The organism is Allomuricauda sp. NFXS6 (assembly GCF_040148835.1).
Classification (GTDB): Bacteria; Bacteroidota; Bacteroidia; order Flavobacteriales; family Flavobacteriaceae; genus Flagellimonas.
This window is the reverse complement of sequence record NZ_JAGEMG010000001.1, coordinates 483,245-496,042: the sequence shown is the minus strand read 5'-3', so window position 1 is coordinate 496,042 and position 12,798 is coordinate 483,245. Positions and strand designations below refer to the sequence as shown.

Here is a 12,798-nt window from a genome sequence, read left to right as displayed (position 1 = left end):
ATTCCGGTACAACTGCAGTATGATTCAAGACCATTTTTTCGTTGTGATTAACGGAGGAAGTTTAGCAGCTTGATGTTATTGGAATAATTTGGGAGACGTTGGTCAATGTTTCTATTTCAATTGAATGTATAGATCCCAAAGTTTGGAGAGGTTGGACATTTAAAATTTGGACATACTTTCCCTGTAATTGGTCAAATAGGGAAAGTATGTCCTTTTTGGGGGAATTGCTATAAGGTCAATCCATGAGTAATGAAAGAAAAATGGTGTGGCCTAATAGTTTTCCTTCATCCACGGATAGGGTTTTCTTTTTATCCATTGGCCTCTGGTAAAGTCAGGAAAATCTTGGGGTTCCCCATTATTGGCAATGGAGGCTTCGGACAGTGGTGTCACTGCGCTCCAAGCTGCAGCATCGTAGGCATCCATTGGCGGTGCAATATTGGCTTTTGCAGATTCAACAAAGGAATTGAGTACAAAAAAGTCCATGCCGCCATGACCGGCACCTAGGGCATACTCTCCATATTTTTTCCAAAGGGGATGGTCATATTGCTCCAACCAAGATGTGGCCTCATCCCATTCATGCGATTTGGATTTACCTTCAATATAGATTCTGTTTCCATCTACTTCCCAAAGCCCATTGGCTCCTTGTACCCTGAATCCCAGTGAGTAGGGTCTTGGCAAGTTGCAGTCGTGGGTTATGATAATGGTCTCTCCATTGGCCGTATCAACGGTCGTGGTAATCACATCGCCAAGTTTAAAGTTGACGCTTGCATTAGGGTGATCTTCACCTCCTACGGCAACCACATAGTTGTGTAGACCAATGGCCTTTGTGGCGTGTGAGGTCAAGGAAACCATCCGATTGCCTCGGTTCACGTCTGCCATAACTGCAATGGGCCCCAATCCATGTGTGGGATAGAGGTCCGCATTTCGTTTTACGGAATGAGCGGTACGCCATTTGGCTTCCGAAATTGCTTTTTCTCCAAACTCAGCACCCTTCCCATAAGCTGTTTTTCCATCGTTGAATTTCACGTGCCTAAGATCATGTTGATAACCACATCTAAAGTGCACCAGTTCACCGAACAAGTTTTGTTTTACCATGTTAAGAACAGCCAAAATATCCCTTCGGTAGTTCACATTTTCCAGTATCATCATGTGGGTTCCGGTCGCTTCATGGGTATTGACCAGATCCCAGCATTCTTCCAAGGTATTGGCGGCCGAAACCTCCACCCCGGCATATTTGCCCGCTTTCATGGCGTCCACTGTCATTCGCGTGTGCCAAAGCCAAGGTGTTGAAATGATGACAGCATCCACTTCTTTCAATTCCAGCATATTGCGATAATCATAATCAGAACTTCCAAATACTTTTGGAGCCTTGAATCCTGCTTTTCCAATATGGTCCTGTGCTATTTTGATGCGTTCCGGGTCAATGTCGCATATCGCCGTGATATTGATGTCTTTCCGTAACAGGAGGTTATTGAGGTGGTTGGTGCCCCGAAGTCCCACTCCGATCAATGCTACGTTCAATTTATCATTTTCACTGAAATACTGAGTGGCAAAACTGGGTACAGCAAAGAGGCCGGCGCCTGCCAAAGTGGTGTTTTTCAAAAAATCTCTTCTGGTATTCATAATCATTGTTCTTGGTTGTTATATCAGGTACTATTTTGGTGTGACCTCCAAAAGGAGGAAATCATCGAAAGAGCCATTGTAAACCGGGTTTGCTCCGGATATTTCACCCAATGCTTTGTTGTTGAAGTAATCTCTCAAAAGATAGGTCTTATCTTGATCAAGACCTTTTAAAGTGATTTCCCCATCCCATGTATCGGCATAAAAGGCATAAAAAAGACTACCATCCTTTTGGATGACATGTGCTTCAGGTTTGTCATAACCTATGTCATAAACGCCTCCCAAGTAGGTCCCTTTGGAAAGCATCATGGTATTATATAGATCGAACCATTTCTTCCATACTTTTTCCTTCTCTGGTGTCAGAAGATATTTACCGGAAGCGCTGGGGTTGTCCTTGGGCCAGGTGAACTTCGTTCCAAGTACCGCTCCAATACCGAACGAAGTGGCGAAGTCATCAGCTCCATCACTTAACTCGACATGGTCACCATAGTAGGCAGTGTTTGGAACCAATGCCTTGTATGTTTTTCCCTTATGGCGAATTTGCCAACTTGATAGGGGGTCGGAGGACACAGCTTGGTTCATTGAGGCCATGTTATAGAAGGACATGCATGTGCCGCATGGACAGTTTTCCACCACTGCATTTGGTTTTATCCTGCGGGCCTCATCATATATCATCTGGAAGAAGGCAGGTACTCCCTCTACGGAATTTTCAGGACGTTCAAGGCTATGGTCAGGAGCAACGGCGTTCATGTGCTGTCCATCCATTTTCAATCCATCAAACCCCCATTCTTCCATAAAAAGCTGAATGGTTTCCTTGGTGTGCTGAATTGCGGCCTCTTTTGTTGGTGACAGGTAATAGGAATTCCACCAAGTAATGTATTGTGGCGAACCATCTTTCTTTACAATCTTACTGTCGGGGTGTTCCCTGAGCACCCAGCTGCCTGGATCTGCTGCCAGTGGGGCCCACCAAACTTTGGCCTTCAGGTCATACTCATGTATTTTATCGACCAATCTTTTTATCTCAATATTTCCTTGTGGAAACTTTTTGGGGTCAGCGTTCCAATCTCCCTCTGCAATCTGAAAACCATCATCCAGTACCGCCCACTTGATTCCCAGTTCCTTGACTTTTGGCAACGTACCAATTACCTCATCCAAGGTAAAATTACGTTCGTAGCCCCAAGCGCACCAAATGGGTTCAAACGCATCCTGTTCAGGCTCCACTATGGAAATTCCTTTTGCCTGCATGAGTTCTGAATACTTGGACAAATTGGCAAAATAATCCCCAGTACTTATGGAAACAAAAGTTTCCAGTGTTTGAATAGTGTCATTGGGCTCAAATAGCTTACGGTCTTCAAAATCCTCTCTTACACTTACCTTGGCTTGAGTGGGGTTTGGGACTACTTCTGTGGGCAGGCTGACCTGTTTGGGGACCAGTGCCAAGTGCCCCACGGCGACATTTACATCTTTTCGCCAAACGGAGGTTACAGGAATCCCACCTCCATAGTCGGAATCGTTCATGCCCATGAAGTTTTTTTGATAATAACCGGCCTCCAAAGGCTTCACCCAGTCGCTTCGCGAAGAGGAGGAACTTCCTTGAAAAGCCCAAAAGGGTGGGTCATCGTTTTGGGAATCCACATGGTATGAGTTGTTGGACCAATTATCCAAGATGAGGTTTTCAGATGAAGTATTGATGTAGGTCACCTGTGTTGACACTAGGTCTGGAAAGGAGTCATACGTGGTCAGCCGTACTGTTTTTTGAACTCTTATCCCATCATGGTCATAAATCCCTTCCAAAACCCATTGTTTGCCTGACAGTTCTCCAACAATATTAGACTCTTTGGTTCCTTGATGTTCAAACTTGTCAATAACGATATGATCGTTCACTTTGATGCTCTCCGATGGTTGAAAAGAGGAAACAAGTGATTTGGTGTTGGGCAAGGTACTGGATATTTTGGTTCGCAGCAGGCCATCCACCTCATAGTTCAAAGCACCGTGTTGGATTTGAAGCACCGTCTTGTTGCCCGAATCGGTCTTGCAACCGACCAGACTTATCAAAACAACCCAGAATATAATTCGAAGATTAAAGTTCCTCATCTTATCTTAAAATTTTTTTTGCGTTTTCACTATACACCTTTCTCAAGGTTTCATCATCCAGGTCAAGACCATTCAGGGCCCAATGATAACCGAACAGGTCGTGTTCATAAAAGTGTTCGTCACCTGTTTCCAAAATCCTGAAGGTTGTTCTGTACATGGACGGCTCCATGCCCATGTCCGTACCATATAAAAGTCTGTCCTGATATTTTTTGTAAAAGGCTCCTGTGGCCCTTGGTGTGGGCGCCGTTTCGGCATATCTGGCAGAGATGTCGGCATATAGGTTTTCATATTTGTCGAATAGCCTTCCCAGAATGTTCAGGTCATAACTGCAATTGGCATAGTGACATGCGATAAAGGTGGTGCCCGGGTTATTGGAAACAGCTTCTTCCAAGGTGTTTATCAGTTCCCCATGAAGCAGGAGATTTGGTTTGGATTTATCAATCTGCCAGTTTTCTGCATTCATCAGGCCATCGTTTTGGTTGTCTATGGGCTCGTACATCCATATAGGTTCTGCAACATGGACATTGACAGGCATTCTCAGTTCTCCACAACGTTTTAGTAAGGGCTGCATCCTAGGATCATTGATGTGCATACCGGGAGCTGGGCTCGGTCCTGAATAAAAGAGACCTAAACCTTTGTCGCCCAATTCCCCTACACCTTTGGCACCTACTTTAAAGCAGCGTTCTAGTTCTTTGATGGCCTTTTCGGTCCATCCCTTTTCTTCGTATCCGGTGTAATCGAATCCGCACCATATTTCAAAGCGGTCGCCGTATTTGGAATATACGTTATAGATGCTATCAAACTTATCACCTGTTTGGTAGGATAAGATCAGGGTTTTTTCAACTCCTTGCTCATCCATGGTCTTTATCCATTCCCTGATCTCTTCATCGGAAGATGCATAGGGATGGGAGTGGACATCGATTACAGGGTATTTAGCCTTGGCAACTTCTGTCTTTTGAATATTGTACACTGATTTTGGCCTGTAATCCTTGAGTAAGACATCCTCTTGGGCCCTACTGGGCAAAATTCCGAAACTAATACAGAGTAGGAGTATAATTATTCTGTTCATAATTGATTAAAGTTTATTGTTCTCAATTTATTGGTTACCAGCGCTGTGGCTGCGGATGTGGCCTTTGGAAATACCTCCCTCAAGTCGATGTTGTCTGTATCTTTCAAAATTTCTTGAAGTGTTTTCATAAAAATATTCTTGATTTCTGTGGCCAGATTTATTTTGGTTATGCCCATTTTAATGGCACTTTGTAATTGGTCGTCAGGGATTCCCGAACTTCCGTGCAGTACAAGGGCGGCATCAGTCGCCTCATTGATTTCAGCGATAAGGTCGAGCTGTAAATTGGGCACTTCCTTATAAAATCCGTGGGCAGAGCCTACCGCTACCGCCAACGCATTTACACCTGTGGCCTCTACAAAAGCCTTAGCTTCGTCTGGGCGCGTGTAAACCATTTTTTGTTCTTGCCCAAGTTTTGAAATGTAACCCAACTCTGCTTCTACATTGATATCATATCCTGATGCATACTCGACAATTTCCTTGGTTATCTTTATATTCTCATCAAACGTTTTTTCACTGGCATCTATCATCACCGAATCAAATCCTGCATCTATACATTGTTTTACCAATGCTACATTTTGACCGTGGTCTAAATGAAGCCATGCTTTTACGCCATACTGCAAAATAGCTGCACGGGCAAGTGAGGAAGCTACTTCCAATCCCATATAGTGTAACGAACTTTCTGAAAGCTGTAGAATTAAATCTGATTTTGTGTCACGGGCTGCTGTCAAGACCGCAGCAACCGTTTCAAAATTGTAGAAGTTTGTTGCAAGTAGAGCCCTTCCTGTTTTTTTATTTTCCTTTAATCTTTGTTTTAATTTCATTGGTTAGAGTGTGAATTCAAATTTTTCATTGGCTATTTTCTTTACAGTTTCCATGTTTGCAAATGCTGCTGTTCCACCAGGTTCAAGTGTATTGATTGCCCCCATAATATTACCTACTTCCACACAACGGCTCATGCTAGACCCTTTTAGGAATTCGCTGATAAATCCGGCATCAAAACTGTCTCCAGCCCCAATACAATCAGCTACTTCACTGTTTTGAAATGCAGGTTTAGAAGTAAGTTTTCCGTTTTCCCAAAGATGAGCACCATTTATACCATCTTTAATCACAATATGATTTGAATATTTCTTTACTTTTTCAATACCAGTTGATATTTTATCCGTACCGGTAATCTTTTTAAACTCCACAACATTGGGCATCCAAACGTCTATATATGGCAATAATTCCTCCAAATCCAAGTCCCAATTTTCATCAGGGTCCCATTGGGGATCCATGGATGTTGTAAGCCCCAATTTTTTGGCACGTTTAAAGAGTTTTACAGCTTCATTCTTTATTCCCTTTTGCAAAAATATTGAGCTTAAGTGCATATGTTTGGAACTCAACAACATTTCATCCGTGATGTCTTTTTCCAATTGATGTTCCATTGCTCCTGGAAATGTAACATTGGCGCGATCCATTCCATAATTCATAACTATGGTTAATCCCGTACTATATTTGTTAGTATTTGTAACAAAATCAGTGTTTACACCTTTGCCATTTAAAGATTTTCTGATTAAATCGGAAAAGCTATCTTCGCCTATCAACCCCGCAAGGGTTACAGACTTTCCCAGCGAACTCAGATTGCTCGCAAATATGGCAGAACTGCTCCCCATGGTTACATTAAGCTCGTTTGCTAAAATTTCTTTTCCAACGGTTGGAAAACCTTGAATGTCATCTAGGATAATATCAACATTCAATTCTCCAATTACCAAAACATCAAAAGAAGTCATTTTATGTTCCTATTTTTGAATTTTAATCCCAACTATTCTACAATTTTTTCCCTAAAAAAGTGCATAAGCAGGAATAGTGTTACAATACTCAATTTACATTCTTGATTCTTTTAAGAGAAATATTTCATTAATTGCAATTATTACTATTGTAAATAATCATGAATGCATCTAAAAGAGAACCCTGCGTTTTTAATCTGCATGTTTAAACATGTAATTAGATTAATTATGTAAATATATAATTTAAAACTTACATAAGCTTTTTAAACTACTAAAAAATCTTTTTTATAGTTTCTTTTTGTTTCAAATATGAAATGTAGTTAAAAAAAATATTTTATTTAGCATCAAACCAGGCCATGTTCCTAGAGCGCTTCAATTTCCTTGTGTTTGCTGATATGGGGTGTGTTGACTGCCGATTTAAAAATGTACTGCTATTTTTTGAGTAAGTTGTAATCTATTGGTTTACATGTTCGGAATTGTACCAATGCATTAGTGGTAAATGGCACAAGTATTAAGGAAATGGACTTTAGAGTAAATCCGAAAACCAAGAAGTTTAAGTTTGAACGAGGTATTTTGAAGGGACTCCTCGGTCTTAGTATGGACCAAAACCCTCAATCCCTTAAAAAATTAAAATCCTGTTACAACCAAGAGTGTGCTCTGGCAGTGTGAAAAATAATGGCTATTAATGCTTTTAGCGCACCTAATAATTATCACGCTACCAAATTGTTTGTCGTTTGAAGCTAATAAAGCCAATAATTTGCATGACTTTTTTTAGGCGATTATTACTTGAATACCTTGATCAAGAAGCCACTTTTTGTCTTCGGAACTTATTTTGTCATCAGTAATTACAGTATCTATTTTTTTTGGAGGACATATAAATGCCAGGCTTTTTCTTTTAAATTTACTATAATCTGCAACCAGTATGACTTCTCTTGCGATATCTATCATGGTTTGGTTCAGTGATGCCTCTTCTATGTTAGGCGTAAAAGCTCCTTCGGTAGTGTCAAATCCATCGACACCCAAAAAAACCTTGTCAACATAAAAATGTCGCATGCTTTTTTCAGCTAATGGGCCTACTAGGGAATGTGAGTTTTTCCTCAGTGTTCCGCCAGGAACTATAATATTGATATCAGGTACCTTGAGTAATTCATTGGCAATGTTTAGGGCATTGGTTATCACATTTATAGATTTATTTGGGCTTAAATTTTTTGCGATTTCCAAAGTAGTAGTACCTGAATCTAGAATGATGGTTTCTCCTGAATTAACCAGCTCAGCTGCTTTTTTTCCGATAAGTATTTTCTCATTATAATTAATCTTATCCTTATCGGACAATCGGTAATCCATGCCTACGGTATTTTCAACAAGCATAGCCCCACCTCTTGAACGTATGAGCAGCCCTTTTGATTCGAACAATTCAAGGTCGTTACGGATAGTCACTTCGCTAACATTGAATTCTTCACTAAGTTCATGGACAAACACCTGTCCATTGGTTTCAAGCATATTCAATATTTTTTTTCGTCTCTCAACCGTGGAACGCTTTGACCTCTTGCCTTTCATTTAAATTCATTTAATAATTATTGAACAAGATATAAACTTAGAGCGATAATTTAAATTAAAGGAACAAACAAATAAATAATAATAGATAAAGTAAGTATAAATAAGTTTACATATATTTGTAACACAAGGAAATGAAACTAAATGTAATTTAAACTGGTAATTATTTAAATTAATGAAGTACCTAAATATAGAAGATACTAAACTTAAAGACTTTGGTGCACTTTATACTGCTAAAGAAATATCAGGTCAACCAGAACTATGGGAAAAGATATTTGAAAAATTGCTAAGGGAAAAGGATGGGATAAGTGAATTTTTAGATGAGGCTTTGCTTACTTCCCAAAAGATAATGCTAACTGGTGCTGGGACCAGCGCATATATAGGTTGCTCTGTTGAGGGACTCTTACAACGAAATTTTGGAATCACAACGCTATCGATACCCACAACACATTTGGTTTCACACCCGCAGGATTATTTTGAAAAAGCAAGACCTACTTTAATGATTTCCTTTGCCAGGTCTGGAAACAGTCCAGAAAGTATGGCGGCAGTATCTCTGGCAGATTCACATATAGACCGATGCTTTCACCTGATTATTACTTGTAGTGAGGAAGGTGATTTGGCAAATTACAAATCAAAGAACAAGAGTTTGGTTTTTCTTTTGCCACCGGATTCCAATGACAAGAGCCTGGCCATGACAGGAAGCTATTCAGGAATGCTCCTAACGGCTCTTTTGATTGGCAATTATAAAAGGTTGGAGGGTCAAAGGAAAATTGTCCAGGCAATAATGGATTATGGAAACAACATTTTGGGCAACAGTGTCATAGATGAAATTACAAAAATGGCGTCTTTGGATTTCAAACGTGCCGTTTTTTTGGGTTCGGGTCCTCTCTATGGGACAGCTATGGAGTCACACCTTAAATTACAGGAATTAACGGATGGCGAAATTGTTTGTAAGAACGATTCCTATCTCGGTTTTCGTCATGGTCCAAAAGCAGTTGTGGACCATACTACACTGCTTATATATTATTTTTCCAATAAAGAGGATGTTTTACGATATGAAACCGACCTTGTGGTTGGTATGGATGTTGGGAAAAAGCCTTTAGGTCAAATTGGGATGTCGGTAAAATCTATCGATAAAATACAGATAGACAGAAGTATTGCTGTGGGTGGGGGTGACTCCTATGATGTTCCTGAAGAGTATCTTGCGGTTTGTTTTATTTTATTTGGTCAACTCTTGGGGTTCTTCAAATCCTTGGATTTAAAACTTCAACCTGATTCTCCCTCAAAATCTGGTGCTATTTCAAGAGTGGTAAAGGGAGTTATCATTTATTGATGTTGTTGCAAGTTGAGTAATTAAAAATTAAAAAGGAAAAATAAGATAAAAATATTAAAAAAAAAGGTTGCGTAATATTAATATTTTTTTAACTTTGATTAATAAGCGGTTAAATTATTGGTTATAATGTAATTAATAAAATTTCGCTAGCATCATTGTAAAGTGAAATAAAAAGAAATGTTTTGCATAAAAAAAAGGTTTACTAACCGTGTGAAATACTTTTGAAAACCATCTAAAACTAAACTAAACTTAAATTATGAAACGAATTCTTGTTATGTGCTTTCGAATTCAAGTTCTCTCGGCTTTCATGTTCATGTTCATGGCTATGGGAACACCGTGGGTTCACGGACAAACTGTAGTTACGGGTAATGTCTCAGATGAATCTGGACCTCTTATAGGGGTGAATGTTGTTGTCAAAGGGACAACCGTCGGGGTTTCTTCTGATTTCGACGGCAATTATTCAATTGAAGTACCCCAAGGGGAAGATGTTTTGGTATTTACCTATATTGGTTACCAAAAAAAGGAAGTAGAAATTAACGGCCGATCCACTATTAATGTTATCATGGAACCTGATGCGCAATCCTTATCGGAGGTTGTTGTTGTTGGTTATGGTACACAGAGAAAGGCTGATTTGACCGGTTCTGTAGGCTCAATTGCGTCCTCTGAAATCGTCAACAAGCCAATTACGAGTCCTGACCAAGCACTGGCCGGTACTATTTCAGGGGTTAATATTACAAATCGTAGTGGTGACCCAGGCGCACCCATAAGTGTACGTATAAGAGGTGTAGGGACTCCAGGGGTGAATGATCCACTTTGGGTAATTGATGGTGTGCCGATAGTTCAAACCACCAACATAACGGTCAATACTTCATCTACAACAGACTCCAATCCATTGGCAGGTTTGAATTCCAATGACATTGAGTCTATAGATGTCTTGAAAGATGCCGCATCCACTGCTATTTATGGCGCAAGGGCTGCGAATGGAGTTATCATTGTTACCACCAAAAGAGGGAAAAGAGGTGATGCTAGGGTCACCTATGATGGATACACTTCTTTTGCAAGTATCCGAGATAAAATTGATGTGTTGGATGTGGAGCAATATATCGATATTCAAGGTCAGCTGGGAACGGATTTATCACAATTCAGTGGACAGCCGTTTGTGGATTGGCAGGATTTGATGTTTAGAACCGGTTTTGTCCAAAATCACAACGTCTCAGTGAGCGGTGGAAACGAAAAAGCAACCTATTTCATATCCGGGGGATATATGGATCAAGAGGGTATAGAGCGGGCTCAAGCCTTTAGTAGATATTCCTTTAAGGCAAATTCGGATATTGAAATCGGAAACAGACTAAAATTTGGTGAGTCCATTTTGATAAGTCAGACTGATAGACAGGTCCAAAGTGAACCTGGAATATTTGCTGGGTTCAACTCCGCTAGCAATGCACCCTACTATCAGCCTTATGGTGATGGTCCATTGGGGTACAACCTTATAAACCAAGAAACTGTTGGTAATGGATCGGCGGCCAACTACTTATATTTTACCGATGATAGATTTACCACAACGACTATACAGACACGTAAGGTTTTGGGGAATTTTTATGGTGAACTCAAAATAGCTGATGGTTTGAAGGCCAGAACATCATTGGGTGTTGACTACAATGTAGGTGTTGGGGATTATTTTACAAGTAATCTTCCGGCATTGGATGGTGGCAGTCCGGCGTCACGCTTAGTTCAGGAAAGGCCTATTGAATTGACTCTTACTACTGCCGCGACACTTCAATATGATAAAACCTTTGGTGATGGGGACCACAATGTAGGAGCTATTTTTGGATTTGAACAGACAAAATTTCGCTTCGATAAATTAAGGCTACAGGGTAATGACCTTTTTAATTTGAACTTCGCTTCTACCGGAAGGGCTGTTACAGGTGCCAATGAAGCAGATTTATGGACCTTGCAGGGATGGCTAGGACGTGTTACTTATAATTACAAGGGAAAATATCTTGCAACTGCCAATGTGAGAAGGGATGAAACTTCAAGATTTGCCCCTGGTAATAGGGATCAGATATTCCCTTCAGTTTCTGTTGGGTGGAGAATAACGGATGAAAATTTCTTTCCGGAAAGTACGGCTATAGATGATATAAAAATTAGGGCAGGTTGGGGCCAGTCTGGAAATCAGTTTACGGGCCTCAATTTTGCATACCTCAGCGCTATAGATAGTAATATTCGCTATGCCATAGGTGAAGGAGATGGGACGGTAATTGCCCCGGCTCCGACAACATTTGCAAACTCCGATCTTAAGTGGGAAACAAGTACTCAATTTGATATTGGTGTTGATGCCAGCTTTTTTAACGGTAAGTTGACATCTACGTTTGATTACTACAATAAAACGACGGACGATGTTTTGATAGGCTTTCCACTTCCATATGTATCTGGATTTTTTCTGCCTGCTGATGCAAATATTGGTCAGATCAAGAACTCAGGTATAGAGTTTTCATTCAACTACGCAAATTCAATAGGTGATTTCAATTATAGTTTTGGGGGTAACCTTACTACTGTAAAGAATGAGGTTACGGATTTAGGTCCGATACCATCGATAATCAGTGGTATTGGGGGTGCTTCGACCCACAGAACTATTGTTGGAGAGAGTTTGGGACATTTCTATGGTTACAAAACCGATGGTCTCTATCAGAATGATGCTGAGGTTGACGCGGCAGTGCCAGATGTAAACGGAACACCTTCACCTGGAGATATCCGTTTTGTGGATGTTAACAATGACGGTGTTGTGGATGCTAACGATAGGACTATACTGGGAAGTCCGTTCCCAGGATTTTTCTATGGGTTTAATTTCAATGCTGAATATAAGGGATGGGACTTTTCCATGAACTTAAGGGGTGTCGGTGATCGACAGATTTACTTTTCTGGTAGGATTGGTTTAGAGGGTATGACGGGACAAGGCAATTTTAGTACCCAGATTTTGGATAGATGGACCGGTGAGGGAACTACCAATTCAAGTTCAAACCCACGATTGGCATTAAACGATCCTAACGGAAACAATCGTTTTTCGGATAGATGGGTGGAGAATGCTGGGTATTTACGAATTCAGAACATCTCTGTAGGGTATACGTTGCCACAGGAAAAATTGAAAAGTTGGACAGACAATTTTATAACCAATATGCGCTTTTACATAGGAGCACAAAACTTGGCTACTTTTACAAAATATTCAGGATATGACCCTGAGGTGGGACGTGCTCAAAGTTTTCAAAAGGGTGAGTTTACACTCGCGACAGGCCAGGACGGCGGTGCTTCACCATTGCCTAGAATAATCCAGTTAGGATGGACGATAAACTTTAATTAATAGGAAA

8 protein-coding genes are annotated in these 12,798 nt (G+C 40.5%); 2 read left to right on the top strand and 6 right to left on the bottom strand.

Annotation, left to right across the window (positions count from 1 at the left end; genetic code table 11):
• Nucleotides 1–270: 270 nt before the first annotated feature.
• From J4E06_RS02135 to agaR, 6 genes are all read right to left on the bottom strand, one after another.
• A complete protein-coding gene (locus tag J4E06_RS02135) occupies nt 271–1,623 on the bottom strand; it encodes a Gfo/Idh/MocA family protein (RefSeq protein ID WP_349522397.1) in 1,353 nt (450 codons plus the stop codon).
• A gap of 30 nt (nt 1,624–1,653) precedes the next feature.
• Entirely contained in the window at nt 1,654–3,714 is a 2,061-nt protein-coding gene (locus tag J4E06_RS02130) for a glycoside hydrolase family 36 protein (RefSeq protein ID WP_349522396.1), read from the bottom strand.
• 1 nt (nt 3,715) lies between these two features.
• On the bottom strand, nt 3,716–4,783 hold the full coding sequence (locus J4E06_RS02125) for an amidohydrolase family protein (protein ID WP_349522395.1): 1,068 nt from the start codon (nt 4,781–4,783) through the stop codon (nt 3,716–3,718).
• Entirely contained in the window at nt 4,780–5,604 is an 825-nt protein-coding gene (locus J4E06_RS02120) for a class II fructose-bisphosphate aldolase (RefSeq protein ID WP_349522394.1), read from the bottom strand. The genes J4E06_RS02125 and J4E06_RS02120 overlap by 4 nt, the downstream gene beginning before the upstream one ends.
• Nucleotides 5,605–5,607: 3 nt before the next feature.
• Complete coding sequence (locus J4E06_RS02115; protein ID WP_349522393.1) at nt 5,608–6,552, bottom strand: carbohydrate kinase family protein; 945 nt, start codon at nt 6,550–6,552, stop codon at nt 5,608–5,610.
• Between the two features lie 768 nt (nt 6,553–7,320).
• Nucleotides 7,321–8,106 (bottom strand): transcriptional repressor AgaR, encoded by a 786-nt coding sequence (gene agaR / locus J4E06_RS02110; protein WP_349522392.1) that lies wholly within the window; start codon nt 8,104–8,106, stop codon nt 7,321–7,323.
• 172 nt (nt 8,107–8,278) lie between these two features.
• Here agaR and J4E06_RS02105 point away from each other — a divergent pair, with 172 nt between their 5' ends.
• Both J4E06_RS02105 and J4E06_RS02100 read left to right on the top strand, forming a co-directional pair.
• Nucleotides 8,279–9,436 carry an AgaS family sugar isomerase gene (locus J4E06_RS02105; protein WP_349522391.1) on the top strand — a complete coding sequence of 386 codons (1,158 nt, stop codon included), beginning with the start codon at nt 8,279–8,281 and terminating at the stop codon, nt 9,434–9,436.
• 256 nt (nt 9,437–9,692) lie between these two features.
• Entirely contained in the window at nt 9,693–12,791 is a 3,099-nt protein-coding gene (locus J4E06_RS02100) for a SusC/RagA family TonB-linked outer membrane protein (RefSeq protein ID WP_349522390.1), read from the top strand.
• Nucleotides 12,792–12,798 lie beyond the last annotated feature (7 nt).